This window comes from Streptomyces sp. NEAU-174, assembly GCF_052665095.1.
Genome location: NZ_JBQTCE010000015.1, coordinates 194,713 through 217,870, shown reverse-complemented (window position 1 = coordinate 217,870; position 23,158 = coordinate 194,713). Strand labels below are relative to the sequence as shown.

Here is a 23,158-nt window from a genome sequence, read left to right as displayed (position 1 = left end):
AGCAGACCCGCCTTGACGAGCCCGGGTACGGCGTTCCGGTCGGAAGGACGGTTGCCTAGGGGCCGTCCACGTGCAGAGTGATGGAGCCCAAGCGGTCGAACTCGGCGACGAACGTGTCCCCGGGACTCATCGGGACCGCGGCGTGCAGCGCCCCCGTCATGATCAACTGCCCGGCGTCCAGGGACACCCCGCGCTCGCCGAGCACGTTCGCCAGCCATGCCACGACGGCGACCGGATCTCCCAGGGCCGCGGCGCCGGCGCCGGTGGCCACGATCTCGCCGTTGCGCGAGAACACCATGCCGATCAGACGGGGGTCGCGGCCCGCGGCGGAGACGACTGGCGGGGCCAGAGCGACGGCACCGTTCGACGCGAGATCGGCGATGGTGTCGGCGAGTCCGATGCGCCATTTCTCGATCCGGGAGTCGACGATCTCCAGCCCCGCCATGACCTCCGCGACGGCTCCGCGCGCCTGCTCCGGCGTGACGCCGGGACCCGTGAGGGGCGCGCCGAGGCGGAAGACGATTTCGGCCTCCACCTTGGGCGCGATGAACGAGTCGCACGACACGGTCGCCCCGTCGGCGTACACGGTGGAGGCCAGCACGGGACCGTAGTCCGGCGTGTCGACGCCGAACATCTCCTGCATCGCAGCGGACGTGAGGCCCGCCTTGTACCCGACGACGCGGTCGCCGTCCGCGACCAGCATGCGCACGAGTTCACGCTGGACGGCATATCCGTCGTCCATGCCCAAAGCGGGGTCCGCGTCGGTGAACGGCGCGATGGGTACCCGCTTCGCGCGCGCCTCGTAGAGGGCCCTCGCCCTTGCCACGGTGTCTTCGGCCGACATCCTCACAGCGCTCCCGTCCTATCCGGCGGCCACGAACATCCGGCTGCCGGGCATCCGCAGCGGTGTGCTGGTCACGTCGGAGAACCCGGCCCGACGGAACGCGGCGTGCCATTCCTCCTCGGGCGGCAGCGTGACGTCCATCGAGCTGGAGTGCAGGTATGTGAAGAGCGCGCTGAAGCTCCGCTCCCTCGGACCGGCGACGTAGGGCACCGCGTCGGTCACCACGAGACACCCCCCGTCCGCGATCGACGCCCGGCAGGCGCGCAGCACGCCCTCGAGCACATCGGGCCTGCTCACCACGTCGTGCATCACGAATCCCGCGTGCACGACGTCCGCGTCCCGGACCGGCGAGTGATCGTCCACGAGCGATTCGATCGAACGGTTCACCACGTCGAGACGATCGCCCACCTCCGCCCGCCGGGCGGCCCGTTCGGCCTCCTCGCAGGCCGCCGCGCTCAGGTCCAGGGCCAGTCCGGTGCTGTCCGGCAGCGCGGTCAGCAGGTGGATCAGCAGACCGCCGGCTCCCGCGCCGAGATCCACGATCCGCCGCGGTTTGCGGCTGGTGATCTCCGAGATGACGCCGGGGTAGAAGCCGTACGACCCGATCCAGCGGGACGAGACCGCCACCCGGCGCCCGTCCCGCTGGTACCGCGCGCCTGCCGCCGCCGGCTCGCGGAGGAACGACGTCGCGTTGTCGATGTACGGGCGGTTCGCATTGAGCGCCCAGGAGAGGTAGCCGGCCGCGTACCGGCGGTCGGCCATGTCGGAGCAGGGCAGGAAATGGTGCGGGTCCTCGCCCCGCTCCACCAGTCCCGCGCAGAGCAGTGCGTCGAGAAACGCCGCGGCACCGGACTCCGGCACATCGGCGGCGGCCGTCACCTCGTGGAGAGTGAAGGGCGCGGCCCGGTCCAGGAGGGCGGAAAGGCCGAGGCCCTCGGCGATCTCAAGGAGAGCGGCGTCGGCGGCCAGATCGGCGGCGGTCTCCCTGGAGTCGGTCCTGTTCATGCGTCGCTCCCGAATCGAGGAGGGTACTTCTCGAAGTAAGGCGTCATAAGGCGTCCCGCGCATGCGAGCCGGGTCCATGTGTCATCATTCGGTGACCCGCGGCCAACGACATCGGTGACGACCGCCGTTACGGTCGCGCCACCCCACGGCCGGACACCGGCGGGGCATCGTCGAGGCATTCCCCGCCGGGCCCGGGTTTCCTGCCGAGAGCTCTTCCGCGTGCCCTCCGCGAGGGGCGGCACAAGCGCCGCCCGTGGCGGACTCGGCTGCCGGAACGACGGGGAAACCGCGGGGGCGAGCCGTAACTGTGGCTCCTACCGATGCCGTGAACAGGCGTGTCCCTGGAGCATCGCCCCGTTGGAGTGGATGCACGGTTTGGTTGGCGCCTGGATCCCCGACCGCCGTCGGGATCGCGACTGCCCGAAGTCCGTCACAGTCGTTCTCCTTCCTTCGTCGGATGCTCCCGCCCGTAAGGAGTTCTTGTGATCCCCGCGTCGTATGCGCAGCGTCAGATGTGGTTGCTGGACCAGCTGGAAGGCCCGACCGCGCTCTACAACATCCCGCTGGTGCTGCGGATGTCCGGACGGCTGGACGTCGCGGCGCTCCGGGTCGCGCTGGACGACGTCCTGGCCCGGCACGAGAGTCTGCGCACGCGATTCCCGCAGCTGGGCGGGGAGCCGTACCAGGAGATCCTTCCCCCGGACGGGGCAAGCGTCGAGCTGACCCTGGTTCCCACCCCTGCCGACGAGCTGGAATCCGGTATCGCCCGCGCTTCCCTGGACGTGTTCGATCTGGCGGCCGAAATCCCCCTGCGGGCCACACTGCTCACGCCGGTGTCCGGGCAACCGACGGTGGACCGCGACTCGCCGGTGACCGGTGAGTGTGTGCTGGTGCTGGTGGTGCACCACATCGCGGCCGACGGGTGGTCGGTGGCCCCGCTGTGGCGGGACCTCTCAGAGGCGTATGCGGCGCGGTGCGCCGGGCGTGAGCCGGGCTGGGAGCCGTTGCCGGTGCAGTACGCCGACTACAGCCTGTGGCAGCAGGAGCTGCTGGGTGAGGCACACGACCCGGACAGTGTGCGGGCCAGGCAGCTCGCGTACTGGCGGCAGGCCCTGGCCGGGGCGCCGGAGGAGCTGGCCCTGCCGGTGGACCGGCCGCGGCCCGCGACGGCCGATCACGACGGCGGACTGGTGCGGCTCGACCTGCCGGCCGAACTGCACGCCGAGTTGGCGGAGCTGGCGGCTCGGCAGGACGTGACGATGTTCATGGTGTGGCAGGCCGCGGTGGCGGTGCTGCTGTCCAAGCTGGGCGCGGGCGAGGACATCCCGATCGGCAGCCCGGTCGCCGGGCGGACCGAGCAGGACCTGGAGGACCTGGTCGGGTTCTTCGTGAACACGCTGGTGGTGCGCACCGACCTGTCCGGTGCCCCGACCTTCGCCGAGGTACTGGGACGGGTGCGGCAGGCGGCCCTGGGCGCACTGGACCACCAGGATCTGCCGTTCGAGCGGCTGGTGGAGGAGCTGGCCCCGGCCCGCTCGGTCGGCCGGCATCCGCTGTTCCAGGTCAACGTCACACTCCACAACACCCCCGAGGGGACGCTGGACCTGCCGGGCCTGACGGTCCAGGTCCGCCCCGGCGAGATACCCCTGGCCAAGTTCGACCTGGACTTCCAGGTGATGGAACGATTCGACGGCCAGGGCCGGCCGGCCGGTATGGAGGCCGTGCTCAGCTACGCCACCGCCCTGTTCGACCAGGCCACGGCCGAAGGCTTCGTCACCCGCCTCGTCCGGATCCTGTGCGAGGTCGCCGCCGATCCCGGCATCGGGCTGGACCGTATCGAGGTGATGGACGCCGACGAACGCCGGCGGACGCTGGTCGAGTGGAATGACACCGCGCGCCCGGTGGCGGCTGCGACGGTGCCGGAGCTGTTCGGCGCGCAGGCCGCTCGCACTCCCGAGGCCGTGGCGGTGGTATCGGGCGAGGAACGGGTCTCGTACGCGGAACTGGAGGCGGAGTCGAACCGGTTGGCCCGGTACCTGATCGCGCGGGGTGTGGGTCCGGAGTCGCTGGTGGCGGTGGCGATGGACCGCTCGCCCGAGCTGGTCACGGCGCTGCTGGCGGTGATGAAGGCGGGTGGTGCGTATCTGCCGGTCGACCCGGAATACCCGGCCGAGCGCATCACCTCGATGGTGGCGGACGCGGCCCCGGTCGCCTTGCTGACGACTGCCGCGGTCGCCGGTCGGCTGGGCCGGGAAGGACCACATGCCGGACCGTCCGTGCCGCGGTGGATCGTGCTGGATGATCCGGCGGTACGGGCCGAGGTGGCAGGACAGGACGCACACGCCCTGGCCCAGGGCGACCGAGTCGCCCCACTCCGGCCCGAACACCCGGCCTATGTGATCTACACCTCTGGATCGACCGGTGCTCCCAAGGGTGTCTCTGTCGCCCATACGAATGTGGCGGCCCTTTTGCAGGGGGCGGGGGAGCGGTTCGGCTTCGACAGCGGGGACGTGTGGACCTGGTTCCATTCCTTCGCGTTTGACTTCTCGGTGTGGGAGCTGTGGGGCGCGTTGCTGCACGGCGGGCGCCTGGTGGTGGTTCCGTTTGACATCTCGCGCTCCCCCGGGGAGTTCCTGCGCCTGCTGGTGCGGGAGCGGGTGACGGTGCTCAGCCAGACTCCTTCGGCGTTCTACCAGCTCGTGCGGGCCGACGGGCGGCACGCCGAGGTGGGTGCCGAACTGGCGCTGCGGTTGGTGGTGTTCGGCGGTGAGGCGCTCGATCTCCGCCGGTTGCGGGAGTGGTACGCCCGCCACCGGGGTGAGGCGCCGACGCTGGTGAACATGTACGGCATCACCGAGACCACCGTGCATGTCAGCCACCTCCGGCTCGACGTGGCCATGGCGGACGAGGAACACCCGGGCAGCCTCATCGGCCACCCGCTGGACAACACTCGGGTGTACGTCCTCGACGACTTCCTCCATCCGGTGCCGGTGGGCGTGGCGGGTGAGCTGTACGTGGCCGGCGCCGGGCTGGCCCGGGGTTACCTGCACCGTCCGGGCCTGACCGCCGAGCGGTTCGCGGCCTGCCCGTTCGAGGGTGCTGGTGGCCGGATGTACCGGACCGGGGACGTGGTGCGCTGGACCAGCGGTGGGCGGCTGGAGTTCGTGGGACGGGCGGATGACCAGGTCAAGATCCGCGGGTTCCGGATCGAGCCGGGTGAGGTGGAAGCCGTGCTGCTCGCCCACGAACGGGTGGGGCAGACCGCGGTGGTGGTCCGTGAGGATCAGCCTGATGACAAGCGTCTGGTGGCGTACGTGGTTCCGGCGAGTGGCGAATCCGCGCCCATGAGCGCACTGGCCGGTGAAGTGCGCAGCTACGCGAGTGAGCGCCTGCCCGAGTACATGGTGCCGTCTGCGGTGGTGGTGCTGGACGGCCTGCCGTTGACGGTGAACGGGAAGCTGGACCGGAAGGCGCTGCCGGCGCCTGACACATCCGTGTCGGCGCACGGGCCGCGCACTCCGCGGGAGGAGATCCTGTGCGAGGAGTTCGCCACGGTCCTCGGGCTGCCGCAGGTGGGCATCGACGACAACTTCTTCGAGCTGGGCGGACACTCACTGCTCGCGGTGTCGTTGGTCGAACGGCTGCGGCAGCGGGCCCTGACAGTTGACGTGCAGTCGTTGTTCACCGCACCGACGGTGGCCAGTCTGGCCGTGGTGGCCGGTCAGTCCGAGATCACGGTCCCGCCGAACATGATTCCGGTGGGGGCGGAGGCGATCACGCCGGACATGCTGCCGCTCGTCGAGCTGACCGGTGAGGAGATTGCACGGATCGTCGAGCAGGTCCCGGGCGGGGCGGCGAACGTGGCGGACATATATCCGCTGGCGCCGTTGCAGGAAGGCATCTTCTTCCACCACCTCATGCGGGACAGCGGCAACGACGCATACGTCGTGTCCATCGTGTTGGAGTTTGATTCCCGGACCCGTCTGGACCGGTACGTGGACGCTTTCCAGACGGTCGTGGACCGGCATGACACATTCCGGACGGTGTTCCTGTGGGAAGGACTGCGGGAGCCGGTCCAGGTGGTACTCCGCGAAGCCCGGCTCCCCGTTCAGGAGATCACCCTGGAGGGCACAGCCTCTGACACGGTCCAGGAGTTGCTGGCCGCGAGCGGTTCGGCGATGGATATCAGCCGGCGTCCGTTGCTGCGGATGTGTGTCGCGGCCCAACCGGACGGTGAACGCTGGCGTGGGGTGTTGCAGTTCCACCATCTCGTGCAGGATCACACCGCCCTGGATGTGGTGCTGGACGAGGTGCAGACGGTCCTGGACGGGCGAGGGGATGAGCTCCCGGTGCCCTTGCCGTTCCGTACCTTCGTGGCGCAGGCACGGATGGGAATACCTCCGGCCGAGCACGAGCGGTACTTCGCGGGGCTGCTGGGAGACGTGGCCGAGCCGACGGCCCCGTTCGGGCTGGTGGACGTGCACGGGGACGGTACGGCCGTCAGGGAGGCCCGTCTGCCGGTGGACGGGCGGCTGGCGGTGCGGTTGCGGCAGCAGGCCAGTGTGCTGGGGGTGAGCCCCGCGACGGTGTTCCATACCGTGTGGGCCCGCGTCCTGGCGTCGGTGTCCGCCCGCGACGACGTGGTGTTCGGCACCGTGCTGTTCGGACGGATGAACGCCGGAGCGGGTGCCGACCGTGTCCCGGGGCTGTTCATCAATACGCTGCCGGTGCGCGCGCGCACCGGCAGCGGCATCGGTGTGCGGGACGCGATGCGCTCGATGCAGACTCAGCTGGCCGACCTGATCGTGCACGAACACGCCTCACTGGCCGTCGCCCAGCGGGCCAGCGGCGTCCGCGCCCCGGCTCCGCTGTTCACCGCCCTGCTGAACTACCGGCACTTCTTCAGCGGCGACTGGGTGGCGCCGAAGCCACACGGGACCGAGGTCCTCGGCTCCTGGGACCGGACCAACTACCCCCTGGTCGTGTCCGTGGACGACAGTGACTACGACTTCGCCTTCGAGGTGCAGGTGGCCGCGGCGATCGACCCGGAGCTGATCACCCGCCTGCTGCATACCACCACCGAAAACCTGATCAGCGCTCTGGAACAGCACCCGGACACCCCACTCGAGCACATCGACGTCCTCCCCACGGCCGAGCGGCAGCGGATCCTGACGGAGTGGAACGACACCGCCCGCCCGGTGCCCGTCACCACACTGGCGGACATGTTCACCGCCCAGGCCACCCGCACCCCCGGCGCCGACGCTCTGGCCTACGAAGACGTGCGGCTGTCCTACGCCGAGCTGGAGGCGCGTGCCAACCGCCTCGCCCGGTATCTGATCACGCGCGGAGTGGGGCCGGAGTCCCTGGTCGCGGTGGTGATGGAGCGCTCGCCCGACCTGATCACCGCGCTGCTGGCGGTGGTGAAGGCCGGTGGCGCCTACCTCCCCATCGACCCCGGCCAGCCCGCCGAGCGCGTCGCCTTCATGTGCGCCGACGCCACCCCGGTCGCCTTGCTCACCACCACGGCGATCGCCGGCCGACTGCGTGAGCCCCACGCGGACGGGCACGGACCGGAGACCGGCCCGCAGTGGATCACGCTGGACGACCCGGTGGTCCGGGCGACGGTGGCCGGCCAGGACGCGCGCGCACTCTCCCAGGCCGACCGGATCGCCCCCCTGCGCCCGGACCACGCCGCCTATGTGATCTACACCTCCGGCTCGACGGGGACGCCCAAGGGTGTCGTGGTACCGCACGCGAACGCCGTGAACCTCATGGCCGACCGATGGCCGGACCTGGACTCCGACAGTCGGCTGTTGCAGTTCGCGTCGATCGGCTTCGACGTCGCGACCTGGGAGATCATGATGGCGTTCTCCGCTGGGGCATGCCTGGTGGTGGCGCCGGCCGAGCACCTGCTGCCCGGAGCCGGGCTGGCCGGTGTGGTGGCCCGGCACGCCGTCACGCATATGCAGCTCCCGCCCACGGTCCTCGGCATGGTCGAGACCGAGGCCGAACTGGCCTCCGTGCGGACGCTGCTGGTCGCGGGCGAGGCTCTGGGCTCCGAACTCGTCGACCGGTGGGGCGCCGACCGCTGGTTCGGCAACGCGTACGGACCGACCGAGATCACCGTGATCGCGGCCGCCGCGGGCCCGCTGCGCCCCGGTGACCTGCCGAGCATCGGCCGGCCGCTGCCCAATACCAGCGTCTATGTCCTCGATGAACACCTCGCGCCCGTGCCGGTGGGGGTGGTCGGTGACCTCTACGTCTCCGGCGCCGGTGTCGCCCGGGGGTATCTGAACCGCCCAGGGCTCACCGCCGAGCGGTTCGTGGCCGATCCGTTCCGCGGGGCGGCCGGGCCCCTCTCCTCCGGCCCGGCGGCCGGGAGCCACTCCCGGCCCGATGGCGGGCAGGCAGGGCGCATGTACCGCACCGGCGACAAGGTGCGCTGGACCGCCGACGGCCAGCTCCTCTACGTCGGCCGTGCCGACGACCAGGTGAAGATCCGCGGTTTCCGGATCGAGCCGGGTGAGGTCGAGGCGGTGCTGGCCGGGCACGAGCGGGTGGCGCAGGCCGTGGTCATCGTCCGTGAGGACACTCCCGGTGACAAGCGTCTGACGGCCTACGTCGTCCCCGCGGGTGACCCCGGCACGGCCGTCGGCGAAGGGCTGGAGCCGGCGGTGCGCGGGTACCTCGCGGGCAGGCTGCCGGAGTACATGGTGCCGTCGGCGATCGTGGTGCTGGAGCGGCTGCCACTGATGGTGAACGGCAAGCTCGACCGGGCCGCCCTCCCGGTGCCGGACTACGCCTCCGACGCGGGACGGAGGCCCGTCACCATGCGCGAGGAGCTCCTGTGCTCGCTCTTCGCCCAGGTGCTGGGCCTGTCCCGGGTCGGGGCCGAGGACGACTTCTTCTCCCTCGGCGGGCATTCACTGCTCGCGGTGCGGCTGGTCAGCAGGGTCCGCACGGTCTTCGGTGCGGAGGTGCCGGTGCGGGCGCTGTTCGAGACGCCGACCGTGGCCGGTCTGGCGGCGCGGCTGGAGCGGGCCGGTGGCGATGCGGCGCGGCCCGCGGTGGTGGCCGGACCACGTCCGCCGGTGTTGCCGCTGTCGTACGCTCAGCGCCGGTTGTGGTTCCTGGATCGTCTCGAAGGCGCGAGCGCGCTGTACAACGTTCCGCTGGTGTTGCGGTTGTCGGGACGGCTGGACGTCTCCGCGCTGCGGGCGGCGCTGGCCGATGTGGTGGCGCGGCACGAGAGTCTGCGGACGCGCTTTCCGGAGGTGGAAGGGGAGCCGTACCAGGAGATCGTGCCTGTCGCCGAGGCGAGTGTCGACCTGCCGCTGATCCCGGTGGCCGCTGACGAGTTGGCGGCGTGGATCGACCGGGCGTCCTCCCATGCCTTCGACGCGGCAGCCGAACTGCCGGTGCGGGCCACTCTGTTCGCGCTCGACTCGGACCAGCCGCCGCCGGAGGACGGCCTGGTGGTGACGGGTGAGTCCGTGCTGGTGCTGGTCGTGCACCACATCGCGGCCGACGGGTGGTCGATGGGGCTGCTGTGGCGGGATCTGTCGGTGGCGTACGCGGCGCGCCGTGCGGGGAGCGCGCCGGGCTGGGAGCCGCTGCCGGCGCAGTACGCGGACTACACGCTGTGGCAGCGGAAGGTGCTGGGTGAGGCGGACGATCCGGACAGCGTGCTGGCCGGCCAGCTGGCGTACTGGCGGAAGGCGCTGGCCGGGGCGCCGGAGGAACTGACCTTGCCGGTGGACCGGCCGCGACCTGTGGAGGCCGGCCACCAGGGCGGGCTGTGCGGCTTCCGGATGCCCGCCGAACTGCATACGGAGCTGGCGGAGCTGGCCCGTGCCGAGGGCGTGACGATGTTCATGGTGTGGCAGGCGGCGGTGGCGGTGCTGCTCTCCAGGCTGGGCGCGGGGGAGGACATCCTCATCGGCAGCCCGGTGGCCGGGCGCAATGATCAGGCCCTGGAGGATCTGGCCGGGTTCTTCGTGAACACGCTGGTGATACGCACCGACCTGTCCGGTGACCCGACCTTCGCCGAGGTGCTGGGGCGGGTGCGGCGGTCTGCGCTGGGCGCGCTGGAGCACCAGGAGGTGCCGTTCGAGCGGCTGGTGGAGGAGCTGGCCCCGGCCCGTTCCATGGCCAGGCACCCGCTGTTCCAGGTCGCCCTGACGCTGCACAACGTCCCGGACGTGGCGCTCGACCTGCCCGGGGTCGAGGTTGGCGTCATGCCGTCCGGGGCACAGGGCGCCAAGTTCGACCTGGACCTCGAGGTCATCGAGCGTTTCGACGCGCTGGGTCGGCCGGCCGGTCTGGACGGCGGCATCACGTATGCCACCGATCTGTTCGACCAGGCCACGGTGGACATGCTCATCACCCGGCTGATCCGGGTCCTGCGGGCGGCGGTCGACGACCCCCGTCGGCCCATCCGTGGAATCGACCTGCTGGACGCCGCGGAGCGAAAGCGGATCCTGACGGAGTGGAATGACGCGGCGACGCCGGTACCCGGTGGGGAGCGCGTACCGATCGCGGATGCGTCGGCCGACACGCGTGTCTACGTCCTGGACGCCCTTCTCGAACCGGTGCCGCCGGGGGTGGCCGGTGAGCTGTATCTAGCGGGTGCCGGGCTCGCCCGTGCGGAACGGCACCGTCCGGGTCCGGTCGCCGAGCAGATCGTGGCCTGCCCGTTCGAGGAACCCGGTGCCCGGATGTACCGCACCGGGGACGTGGTGCGGTGGAACCGCGCCGGTCAGCTGGAGCTCGTGCGCCGGGCGGAAGAGCAGGCGGACCCCGCCTCCGCCGCCCTGCCCGCCCCCGAGCCCCGATCCGGCGCGGCGCCGGGAAGGCGACCGGCCACGGTGCGCGAGGACCTTCTGCGCGCGGTCTTCGCCCAGGTGCTGGGCGTGCCGCGGGTCGGGGTCGACGACAGCTTCTTCGAACTGGGCGGACACTCGCTCCAGGCGGTGCGGCTGGCCAGCCGGATCCGCACCGTGCTGGGGGTCGAACTGCCCGTCCGGGCCCTTTTCGAGGCGCCGACCGTGGCCGGTCTGGCGGCGCGGCTGGAGCGGGCCGGTGGTGTGCCGGCGCGGTCGGCGGTGGTGGCCGGGCCGCGTCCGCGGGTGCTTCCGCTTTCCTATGCCCAGCGGCGGTTGTGGTTCGTGGACCGGCTCGAGGGTGCGAGCGCGTTGTACAACGTTCCGCTGGTGCTGCGGTTGTCGGGACGGCTGGACGTCTCGGCGCTGCGGGCGGCGTTGGGTGATGTGGTGGCGCGGCACGAGAGTCTGCGGACGCGTTTCCCGCAGGTGGAGGGGGAGCCGTACCAGGAGATCGTGTCCGTCGCCGAGGCGGGCGTGGATCTGCCGGTGGTCCCGGTCGCCGCCGACGAGCTGGAAGCGCGGATCGACCGGGCCTGCTCGCACGTCTTCGACCTCGCGGGCGAGCTGCCCCTGCGCGCCACGCTGTTCACCTCTGCCACCGGCCCGTCGCCGACCGATGCCGGGTCGGTGGCCCCAGGCGACTGGGTGCTGGTGCTGGTCGTGCATCACATCGCGGGCGACGGCTGGTCGATGGGGCTGCTGTGGCGGGATCTGTCGGAGGCGTACGCGGCGCGGTGTGCCGGGTGTGCGCCGGGCTGGGAGCCGCTGCCGGTGCAGTACGCGGACTACGCGCTGTGGCAGCAGGGGATGCTCGGCGATGCGGAGGATCCGGGCAGTGTGCTGGCCGGGCAGGTGGCCTTTTGGAAGGCCGAACTGCAAGGCGTGCCCGAGGAGTTGGAGCTTCCGGTGGATCGGCGGCGGCCCACGGTGGCCAGTCACCGGGGCGGCTGGGCGGTGATCGACGTTCCGCCGGAACTCCATGCCGACCTGGCGGAGCTGGCCCGTGCCGAGGGCGTGACGATGTTCATGGTGTGGCAGGCCGCCCTGGCGGTGCTGCTGTCCAAGCTGGGCGCGGGTAAGGACATCCCGATCGGCAGCGCGATCGCCGGACGGACCGACCAGGCCGTGGAGGACCTGGTCGGGTTGTTCATGAACATGGTGGTGGTGCGCACCGACCTGTCCGGCGATCCGACCTTCGCCGAGCTGCTGGGCCGGGTGCGGCAGCGGGCGCTGGGCGCGCTGGAGCACCAGGAGGTGCCGTTCGAGCGGCTGGTGGAGGAGCTGGCCCCGGCCCGCTCGCTGTCCAGGCACCCGCTGTTCCAGGTCACCATGACGGTGCAGAACGTCCCCCAGGCGACGATCGACCTGCCGGGCCTGGACGTCGAAGTCCACCCGGGCGATGCCACCATGGCCAAGCTCGACCTCGACTTCCAAGTCGTCGAGCGGTTCGACGGACAGGGGCGGCCCGACGGTCTGCTCGGCGGACTCACGTACGCCACCGACCTGTTCGACCAGGCCACGGCCGAGACGCTGGTCACCCGGCTGGTCCGGCTCCTGAAGACCGTCGCCGCCGGCCCTGCCCGTCCCATCAGCCGCCTGGACCTGCTGGACCCCGCCGAGCGGCGGCGACTGCTGACGGAATGGAACGGTGACCGCCGCCCGGCCGCCGACACCGTGCCGGCGTTGTTCACCGCGCACGCCACCCGCGCCCCTGAGGCGATCGCCTTGGCGTCCGGCGAGGAGCGGGTCTCGTACGGCGAACTGGAGGCCCGGTCCAATCGTCTCGCCCGGCATCTGATCGACCGTGGGGTGGCCCCCGAGTCCCTTGTCGGGGTGGTCATGGACCGGTCGATCGACCTCGTGACCGCTCTGCTGGCGGTGGTGAAGGCCGGCGGCGTGTATGTGCCCGTCGATCCCGGCCAGCCGGCCCAGCGCATCGGACAGGTGCTGCTCCAGGCCGGTGTGGAGGTGTGCCTGGTCGACGAGGTGTACGCGCCGACCGTACGGGAGCACGCCGGCACGGTGGTCGTGGCCGACGCGGACGAGGCGGAGGCCGCGTGGGCCGATGCGCCCGACTCGGCCGTACCGGTGCCGGTCATGCCCGACCAGCTGGCGTACGTGATGTTCACCTCCGGATCGACGGGTGAGCCCAAGGGCATCGCGACCACCCACCGGGACGTGGTGGAACTCGCCGGTGACCGCTGCTGGCACTTCCCTGGGCAGGCCCGGGGCCTGTTCGCCGCGCCGCACACCTTCGACGGCTCCACCCTCGAGCTGTGGGTGCGGCTGCTGACCGGCGGACAGGTGGTCATCGCCCCCCGGGGCCGGATCGACGCGGCGCTGCTCAGGTCGCTGGTCGGCGACCACGGGCTGACCCACGCCCAGCTGACCGCGGGGCTGTTCCGGGTGATCGCCGAGGAGGACCCCACCGCCTTCGCCGGGCTGCACGAGGTGTACACCGGCGCGGACGTGGTCCCCACCGCGGCGGTGCGGCAGGTGCTGGAGGCCGTGCCCTCGATCACGGTCCGCAACACCTACGGTCCGACCGAGGTGACCGTCATCGGTACCCAGATCCCGATCCAGGACCCCAAGGCGATCGGGGATGTGGTGCCGGTCGGGTATCCGCTGGACAACACGCGGATGTACGTGCTCGACGAATTCCTCAACCCCGTGCCGGCGGGGGTGGTCGGTGAGCTGTACATCGCCGGCGCCGGGCTGGCCCGGGGGTATCTGAACCGTCCGGGGCTGACCGGTGAGCGGTTCGTGGCCTGCCTGTTCGAAGGCGGCGGTGGGCGCATGTACCGGACGGGCGACGTGGTGCGCTGGAACCGCGACGGTCAGCTGGAGTTCGTGAGCCGGGCGGACGACCAGGTGAAGATCCGTGGCTTCCGCGTCGAGCCGGGTGAGGTCGAGGCGGTGCTGGCCCAGCACGAGCAGGTGGCCCAGGCGGTGGTCATCGCCCGCGAGGACACCCCCGGTGACAAGTACCTCGCCGCCTATGTCGTCCTCACCCACGGCGCGGCGGACGCGGAATTCGGCGCGGTGGCGCGGGACTTCACGGCGAGTCGGCTGCCGCAGTACATGGTGCCGTCGGTGGTGGTGCTGGAGCGGCTGCCGCTGACGGTGAACGGCAAGGTCGACCGTGCCGCGCTGCCCGCGCCGCACCACGTGTCCGGCGCAGGCGCGGGACCGGGCAGGCGACCGGCCACCGTGTACGAGGAGATTCTGTGCTCGGTGTTCGCCCAGGTACTCGACCTGCCCCGGGTCACTGTGGAGGACGACTTCTTCGCGCTGGGCGGGCATTCGCTGCTGGCCGTGCGGTTGGTCAGCCGGATCCGGGCGGTCATGGGTCTGGAGGTCCCGGTCCCGGCGGTGTTCGAGACGCCGACCGTGGCCGGTCTGGCGGCGCGGCTGGAGCAGGCCGGTGGTGTGCCGGCGCGGTCGGCGGTGGTGGCCGGGCCGCGTCCGCGGGTGCTGCCGCTCTCCTACGCCCAGCGGCGGTTGTGGTTCGTGGACCGGCTCGAGGGCGCGAGCGCGTTGTACAACATTCCGCTGGTGCTGCGGCTGTCGGGACGGCTGGACATCTCGGCGCTGCGGGCGGCGCTGGGCGATGTGGTGGCCCGGCACGAGAGTCTGCGGACGCGCTTTCCGCAGCTGGAGGGGGAGCCGTACCAGGAGATCGCCTCCGTCGCCGAGGCGGGCGTGGAGCTGCCTCTGATCCCGGTCGCCGCCGATGAACTGGAAGCGCGGATCGACCGGGCCTGCGCGCACGCCTTCGACCTCGCGGGCGAGCCGCCCCTGCGCGCCACGCTCTTCACCTCGGGCACTGACCAGCCGGCACCCGATGCCGGGTCGGTGGCCCCAGGCGACTGGGTGCTGGTGCTGGTCGTCCACCACATCGCGGGCGACGGCTGGTCCATGGGGTCGCTGCTGCGGGACCTGTCGGCCGCCTACACCGCCCGCCGCGCCGGGCGTGCGCCGGGCTGGGAGCCGCTGCCGGTGCAGTACGCGGACTACGCGCTGTGGCAGCGGGGGATGCTCGGCGATCCGGAGGATCCGGACAGTGTGCTGGCAGGTCAGGTGGCCTATTGGAAGGCCGAACTGCGGGGTGCGCCGGAGGAGTTGGAGCTTCCGGTGGACCGGCGGCGGCCCGCGGTGGCCAGTCACCGCGGTGGCTGGGTGCCGCTGACCCTGCGGGCCGACCTGCACGCCCAGCTGGCGGAGCTGGCGGCCCGGCAGGGTGTGACGATGTTCATGGTGTGGCAGGCCGCCCTGGCGGTGCTGCTGTCGAAGCTGGGCGCGGGGGAGGACATCCCGATCGGCAGCCCGGTCGCCGGGCGGAACGATCAGGCGGTGGAGGACCTGGTCGGGTTCTTCGTGAACACGCTGGTGGTGCGCACCGACCTGTCCGGCGACCCGAGCTTCGCCGAGCTGCTGGGGCGGGTGCGGCAGCGGGCGCTGGGCGCGCTGGAGCACCAGGAGGTGCCGTTCGAGCGGCTGGTGGAGGAGCTGGCCCCGGCCCGCTCGCTGGCCAGGCACCCGCTGTTCCAGGTCATGCTGGCGGTGCAGAACGTTCCCCAGGCGACGATCGACCTGCCGGGCCTGGACGTCGAGGCCCGGCCCTCCGAGGTCTCCATGGCCAAGTTCGACCTCGACTTCCACGTCGAAGAGCGCTTCGACGACCAGGGCCGGCCGGCCGGTCTGAACGGCGGGATCACCTACGCCTCCGATCTCTTCGACCGGACCACGGCCGAGACGCTCGCCACCCGGCTGGTCCACATCCTGCGCACGGCCGCGGCCGACCCCCACCGGTCCCTTCACGGGATCGACCCGCTCGACGCCGACGAGCGGCGGCAAATCCTGACCGAGTGGAACGACACGGCACGCCCGGAACCCGCGGCCACCGTGCCCGAGCTGTTCGGCGCGCAGGCCGCCCGCACCCCCGACGCCGTCGCGCTGGTCCGAGGCGACGAGCGGATGACGTACGCGCAGCTCGACGCGGAGTCCAACCGCCTCGCCCGGCACCTGATCGGACACGGGGTACGCCCCGAGTCCGTGGTCGCGGTGGTGATGGACCGCTCGCCACAGAGGGTCGCCGTGCTGCTGGCGGTGCTGAAGGCCGGGGGCGCCTATCTGCCGATCGACCCGTCGTACCCCATCGGTCGCATCGGTCTCATGGTGGCCGACGCGGCGCCGGTCGCCCTGGTCACCACCGCGTCCTTCGCCGGCCGACTCGACCAGTCCGACGCGGGCCCCCTCGACCCGGAGTCAGGCCCGGCCCGGATCACGCTGGACGATCCGGCGGTGCGGGCGGCGGTGGCCGCCGATGACGAGGGCCCGCTCACCCGGCTGGACCGTGCCGCGCCGCCGCGTCCTGACCAGGCCGCCTATGTCATCTACACCTCGGGCTCCACCGGCGCCCCCAAGGGAGTCACGGTCACCCACCGGGGGATCGACCGCCTCGTGCGTCCGGCCGGGTACGCCGATGTACGTCCCGGTGACGTGGTGGCGCACCTCGCCTCGGTGTCGTTCGACTGCACCACCTTCGAGATGTGGATCGCCCTGGTCAACGGGGCGACACTCGCGGTCGGACCGGCCGGGACGCTGTCCGTGGCCGACCTCCGGCATTTCCTGACCAGCCAACAGGTCACCGTCGCGGTGCTGCCCACGGGCCTGCTGCACCAGGTGGTGGACATCGACGTCGAGGCACTGCGCGGCGTCCGCGCCCTCCTCACCGGCGGGGACGTGCTCTCGGTACCGCAGTGCCGGACCCTTCTCGAAGCCCTGCCGGGAACCCGGCTCATCAACGGGTACGGCCCGACGGAGAGCACCACCTACACCCATACCCACCCGGTCACCGAGGCCGACGTCGGCGACGGGGGCGACATCCCCATCGGGCGCCCGCTGGCCGACACCCGGGCGTATGTGCTGGACGAGCGGCTGGCTCCGGTGCCGGCGGGGGTACCGGGAGAGCTGTATCTGGCCGGCGCCGGGCTGGCCCGGGGGTATCTGAACCGTCCGGGCCTGACCGCGGACCGGTTTGTGGCGTGTCCGTTCGAGGGGGCTGGTGCGCGGATGTACCGGACCGGGGATGTGGTGCGCTGGAACCGGGCGGGGGTGTTGGAGTTCGTGGGGCGTGCCGACGATCAGGTGAAGATTCGGGGTTTCCGGGTGGAGCCGGGTGAGATCGAGGCGGTGTTGGCCGGGCATGAAGACGTCGCGCAGGCTGTCGTCGTCGCCCACGGGGAGGGCGCTGCCGACAAGCGCCTGGCTGCCTACGTGGCCCCGGCTTCTGGTGTGGCGGATGCGAGCTTGGCGGGCGCGTTGCAGGGCCACGTGGTCGACAGGTTGCCGGAGCACATGGTGCCGTCGGCGGTTGTGGTGCTGGAGCGGCTGCCGCTGACGGTGAACGGCAAGGTGGACCGGGCTGCCTTGCCGGAGCCGGACTTCGCGGCTGTGGCGGGCGCCGGGCGTGGCCCCTCCGATCTGCGTGAGGAGTTGTTGTGTGGGGTCTTCGGGCAGGTGCTGGGTGTGGAGCGGGTGGGGGTTGACGATGACTTCTTCGCCCTGGGCGGGCACTCGCTGCTGGCGATGCGGCTGGTGAGCCGGATCCGCGCGGTGCTGGGTGTGGAGCTGCCGGTCCGAGGGGTGTTCGAGACGCCGACGGTCCGGGAGTTGGCCCGACGGCTGGGTAAGTCGGGTGGTGCGGCCGCGCGGGCGACGGTGGTGGCGGGTGCACGTCCCGAAATGGTGCCGTTGTCGTTCGCGCAGCGCCGGTTGTGGTTCCTGGACCGCTTGCAGGGTCCGAACTCCACCTACAATATTTCCCTCTCGCCGCGGTTGTCGGGGCGGTTGGACGTGGCGGCGTTGCGGGCGGCGTTGCGGGATGTGGTGGCGCGGCACGAGAGTCTGCGGACGTGCTTCTCCCAGGTGGACGGGGAGCCGTACCAGCGGATCATGCCCGCGGACGAGGCTGTGGTAGATCTGCCCCTCACCACCGTCACCGCCGAGGAGCTGCCGAGGCGGATCGAGCGGCTCGCCCATCACACCTTCGACCTCGCCGCCGAACTGCCGGTACGAGCCGAACTGTTCGCCACGGTGTCGTCGCAGTCGCCTCCGCAGGGCGAGAATGCCGATGGCGACGAGTGGATTCTCTGCCTCGTCATGCATCACATCGCTGTTGACGGGTGGTCGATGGGGCCGTTGTGGCGGGATCTGTCGGTGGCCTATGCGGCGCGGTGTGCGGAACGTGCGCCGGAGTGGGAACCGTTGCCGGTGCAGTATGCGGACTACACGCTCTGGCAGGGGGAACTGCTGGGTGACGCCGGGGATCCGGACAGCGTCATGGCCGAACAGGTGGCGTACTGGAAGGCCGAACTACAGGATGCGCCGGAGGAGTTGATTCTACCGGTGGACCGCCGCCGGCCGCGGGTGCCCAGTCACCGGGGTGGGACGGTTCCTCTGGATCTGTCTGCTGAGTTGCATGAGCGGTTGGCGGGGCTGGCGCGTGAGCAGGGCGTGACGATGTTCATGGTGTGGCACGCCGCGATGGCGGTGTTGTTGTCGCGGTTGGGGGCGGGGCAGGACCTGTCGATCGGTAGTCCGGTGGCGGGCCGGACGGATGATGCGCTGGAGGATCTGGTCGGGTTCTTTGTGAATACGTTGGTGGTGCGGACGGACATGTCGGGGGATCCGTCGTTCGCCGAGGTGTTGGGGCGGGTGCGGCGGGCTGCGCTGGGGGCGTTCGAGCATCAGGATGTGCCGTTCGAGCGGCTGGTGGAGGAGTTGGCTCCGTTCCGTTCGATGGCTCGGCATCCGCTGTTTCAGGTGATGCTGGAGGTGCAGAACGTGCCTGAGGCGATGGTGGATCTGCCGGGCGTGGAGGTTGAGGCCGGTCCGGCTGATCTGCCGGTGGCCAAGTTCGATTTGCAGGTCGATGTGGTCGAGCGGTTCGACGGGCAGGGGCGGCCGGCTGGGTTGGTCGGTGAGATCGTGTATGCGGCGGATCTTTTCGACGAGGTGACGGTGCGGGCTTTGGGCGCCTGGTTGGTGCGGGTGCTGGAGGTGGTCGTAGCCGATCCGGGTCGGCCTGTGCACAGTATCGATCTGCTGGATGCCGCCGAGCGGTGGCGGATTGTCACGGAGTGGAACGACACGGACCGTGCGGTGCCGGTGGCCACGGTGCCGGAGCTGTTCGGCGCGCAGGCCAGGCGCACTCCGGGCGCCGTTGCTGTGGTCCGGGACAGTCAGCAGGTGTCCTACGGGGAATTGGAGATGGCGTCCAACCGGTTGGCCCGGCATCTGATCGGCCTGGGTGTGGGTCCCGAGTCGTTGGTCGCGGTGGTGATGGACCGGTCGGTGGAGTTGGTTGTGGCGCTGCTGGCGGTGCTGAAGGCTGGTGGTGCGTATGTGCCGGTCGACCCGGACTATCCGGCTGCCCGTATCGCGGGCATGCTGGCCGATGCCGCCCCGGTGGCCGTGCTGACCGCGGCGGCGATGCGTGACAAACTGGGCGAGGCGGGGGCGAGCGGCTGGGAGTGCGCGCCGGAGCCGATCGTGGTGGATGAGCCGGCGGTGCGGGAGGTGGTGTCCGATCTGGACGCCGGCCCCCTCGCACCGGACGAACTGGCCGGTCCTCTCACGCCGGATCACCCGGCCTACGCCATCTACACCTCCGGATCCACCGGCACCCCCAAGGGCGTCGTCATCACCCACCGGGATGTGGTCGACTTCGCCGCCGACCGGGGCTGGAAGACACCCGAACCCCAGCGGGTCCTGATGCGGTCTCCGCACACGTTCGACGCGTCCGTCTACGAGTTGTGGGTGACGCTACTGGGCGGCGAGCAGGTGGTCCTCGCCCCGACGGGCCGCTTCGACGCCGAGCTGCTACGGTCACTGATCACCGAGCACAGCCTGACCCATGTGCACCTGACTGCCGGACTGTTCCGCGTGATCGCCGAGGAAGACCCCACCGCCTTCGACGGCGTCACCGAGGTGAGCACCGGCGGTGACGTGGTGCCCGCGGGCGCTGTCCGTCGGGTGCTGCGCGCCGTGCCCGGGACAACTGTTCGCAACACCTACGGCCCGACCGAGGCGACGCTGATCGCCACACAGATTCCGCTCACTGACGTTGAGCAGATAGCGGATACCCTCCCGATCGGGCGCCCGTTGGACAATACGCGCCTGTATGTGCTGGACGAGCGGTTGGCTCCGGTGCCCGTGGGGGTGGCGGGGGAGCTGTATGTGGCGGGTGCGGGGCTGGCCCGGGGGTATCTGAACCGTCCGGGCCTGACCGCGGACCGGTTTGTGGCGTGTCCGTTCGAGGGGGCTGGTGCGCGGATGTACCGGACCGGGGATGTGGTGCGCTGGAACCGGGCGGGGGTGTTGGAGTTCGTGGGGCGTGCCGACGATCAGGTGAAGATTCGGGGTTTCCGGGTGGAGCCGGGTGAGATCGAGGCGGTGTTGGCCGGGCATGAAGACGTCGCGCAGGCTGTCGTCGTCGCCCACGGGGAGGGCGCTGCCGACAAGCGCCTGGTCGCCTACGCCGTACCGGAAGCGACCGAGGGAGCGGACGGGACCCGTGAGGCAGCAGATGCCCTCGGTAACGGCGTCGAGACTGATGGCGCTGGAACCCGTCTGGCCGAGGAGCTCCGGATGCTGGTGGCGGCTCGGTTGCCGGAGTACATGGTGCCGTCGGCAGTCGTGCTGCTGGAGCGGCTGCCCTTGACAGTGAACGGCAAGGTGGACCGCGCCGCTCTGCCGGCACCGGACTACGCCTCCGACACGGGCGGGGGCCGTGGCCCGGTGAGCGTGCGCGAGGACGTCCTGAGCGCGGTGTTCGGGCAGGTGCTGGGTGTGGAGCGGGTGGGGGTTGACGATGACTTCTTCGCCCTGGGCGGGCACTCGCTGCTGGCGATGCGGCTGGTGAGCCGGATCCGCGCGGTGCTGGGTGTGGAGCTGCCGGTCCGGGTGGTGTTCGAGACGCCGACGGTCGCCGGCCTGGCTGCGCGGCTGGAACAGGCGGGGTTGCAGGGGAGCCGGGGCATACTGCTTCCCTTGCGCTCCGGCGATGACCGCCCGCCCTTCTTCTGTGTGCACGCGGGGCTGGGCCTGGGATGGGAGTACGGCTGGCTGGCCAACCACGTGCCCCCCCGCTACCCGCTCTACGCCATACGACCGCGCGGCCTCGTCGGCGACGAGATCCCGGTACCCGGTTCGCTGGCGGAGATGGCCGCCGACTATGTAGCCGAGATGCGCGCCGTCCAGGCCACGGGTCCGTACTACCTGCTCGGCTGGTCCTTCGGCGGCAATGTCGTCCACGAGATGGCCGTTCAACTCCAGGAGGCGGGAGAGGAGGTGGCCGCCCTGGTCATTCTGGACTCCCACCCCGCGGCACGGCCGCCCTCTCAAGAAGAGGACGAGCAACACGCCAAGGACTACGAGCGGATGGTCCGGATACTCACGGGAGAAGAGCACGAGGCCTATCTGGAGATCGTACGGAACAACGAGAACATCGCCCGCGGCCACAAGGAGCGGGAATTCGCAGGCGACGCGTTGTTGATCAGCACGGGGCCTGAGAGGAAGGCGGAATGGTGGCAGCCCTACGTGACCGGCACCGTCCGCGAGCACAAGCTCGACTCGAGCCACTACGACTTGCTGTCGGACCAGGAGTCCGTACGGAAGATATGGGAAGCGATCGCGAAGGAGTTCGGTTTGGCCGGAACCGACTGAATCGCCGGAAGCCGTAACTGTGGTGATCGCGGATGTTTCGCCACCACGAGAACGACAGGTTGGGGCCGTGTCCGTTCGTTCCGTATGCCTACGAGGAATGTTGCCATGTGTATTCAAGGCCCTGCCCCAGCGCTGAATGGCGTCCTCAGCGCGGCCAGGGGGCGATGATGACAGAAGCACTGCGCCGATATCGGTCGTCGGAACACGACAGCGTCCGCTGGGACGAATTTCCGTTGCGTGACGGTGATATCGTCGTCAGCACCCCGCCGAAGTCGGGTACGACGTGGGTGCAGATGATGTGTGCGTTGCTCATCTTCCAGACGCCTGACCTTCCGCAGCCGCTGGAAGTCCTGTCACCATGGTTGGACCAACTGCGCACACCGCAGGAGGAGGTCTATGCGCGCTTCGCCGAACAGAAGCACCGCCGTGTCATCAAGACGCACACCCCACTCGACGGTCTACCGCTCGATCCGCGCGTCAGCTATATCGTGGTCGCCAGGCATCCTCTTGACCGGGCGCTGTCCCTCTACCATCAATCCGCCAACATCGACGTCAAGCGGATGCGCGCCTTCCAAGACGGCTCAGACTCACGGTCCCGGCCGGTTTCCGCACCGCTCCCGTCGGCGCGTGAGTGGCTGCGGTATTGGTGTCTGCCTCAGCCGACCGACGACCAGGGAATAGCAGTTCCTGCGAGCCTGCACCTGACGGTCCACCACCTCTATGACGCGTGGGAACGGCGGACGCAGCCGAATGTGCGGCTCCTGCACTACGTCGACTTGTGCGCCGACCTCGCCGGCCAGATGGCGGCGCTGGCCGAGTGGCTGGGCATGACGGTGAACGAGTCGGTCTGGCCCGATCTGGTGAAGGCCGCGACGTTCGACGAGATGAAGAGTCACGCGGAGCGGCTGGCGCCTGATACCGAAATACTCAAGGATCCGGTGAAGTTCTTCCGCAGCGGGCGGTCGGGTGACAGTCGGGATTTTCTCACCGAGGACGATCTCGATGCATACCGGAAGCGGATCGGCGAACTCGCTCCGAAGCCGTTCTTGGATTGGCTGCACCGCGAAGCCACTTGTCATCAGTGAGGGCATATGAGGCGGCCACACCCTCCTGAGGGTGTGGCCGCCTCATATGCCCTGTCGGCGAATAGAGGTCAGGCGGTCGTCAGCCGGATGTCGGCGTTCCCCTTCATCGCGACCAGATACGGGTCGATCTGCTGCGCGTACTGGGCCAGCTCCAGTGCCGTCTCGTCGTCCACCTTCGGCACGGACACGCACAACTCCAGGTAGAAGCCCATGTTGCGATCCGGGAGTTTGCCGACGGCCACCTTCGCGGTCACTTTGGAGTCCGTCACGTCGACACCCGCCTGCTTCGCGATCGCGCCCAGGGCGCCGTGGAACGACGTGCAGTAGCCCGCGGCGAGAAGCTGCTCGGGATTGGTGCCCGGCTCGTTGGTCGCCTCCGGGGCCACCGACCGCATCTGCTCCACCTTGTACAGCACACCCGGAGGGGGCGTGACAGTCAGATCGAGTACACCGTCGTCGCTGACCACACGGCCGTCGCGGCCGTCGTCGGCTGTGGCGACGCCGATGTACTTGACGTCCAGGTCTGCCATGTCAGTCCTCCTTGGTAGAGCGCCCGTACAGAGGTCGCTGCCGTTCACCTTCGGCCGCGGCGGAGTCCGGCGGCATCG

The 23,158-nt window shown here is 70.5% G+C and carries 5 protein-coding genes; 2 read left to right on the top strand and 3 right to left on the bottom strand.

Going from position 1 to position 23,158, the window contains the following annotated elements:
- Positions 1-55 precede the first annotated feature (55 nt).
- Positions 56-844: a 2-keto-4-pentenoate hydratase gene (locus tag ACT2CW_RS36535; protein ID WP_445519654.1), complete on the bottom strand. Its 789-nt coding sequence runs from the start codon at positions 842-844 to the stop codon at positions 56-58.
- 18 nt (positions 845-862) lie between these two features.
- Complete coding sequence (locus tag ACT2CW_RS36530) at positions 863-1,849, bottom strand: class I SAM-dependent methyltransferase (RefSeq protein ID WP_445519653.1); 987 nt, start codon at positions 1,847-1,849, stop codon at positions 863-865.
- Between the two features lie 482 nt (positions 1,850-2,331).
- Here ACT2CW_RS36530 and ACT2CW_RS36525 point away from each other — a divergent pair, with 482 nt between their 5' ends.
- Together ACT2CW_RS36525 and ACT2CW_RS36520 are read left to right on the top strand one after the other, a co-directional pair.
- Positions 2,332-21,465 carry a non-ribosomal peptide synthase/polyketide synthase gene (locus ACT2CW_RS36525; RefSeq protein ID WP_445519652.1) on the top strand — a complete coding sequence of 6,378 codons (19,134 nt, stop codon included), beginning with the start codon at positions 2,332-2,334 and terminating at the stop codon, positions 21,463-21,465.
- A 164-nt stretch (positions 21,466-21,629) separates the two neighbouring features.
- Complete coding sequence (locus ACT2CW_RS36520; protein ID WP_445519651.1) at positions 21,630-22,550, top strand: sulfotransferase domain-containing protein; 921 nt, start codon at positions 21,630-21,632, stop codon at positions 22,548-22,550.
- Positions 22,551-22,618: 68 nt separating this feature from the next.
- Here ACT2CW_RS36520 and ACT2CW_RS36515 read toward each other — a convergent pair whose 3' ends face one another.
- Entirely contained in the window at positions 22,619-23,080 is a 462-nt protein-coding gene (locus ACT2CW_RS36515; RefSeq protein WP_182473575.1) for an Ohr family peroxiredoxin, read from the bottom strand.
- Positions 23,081-23,158: the final 78 nt, after the last annotated feature.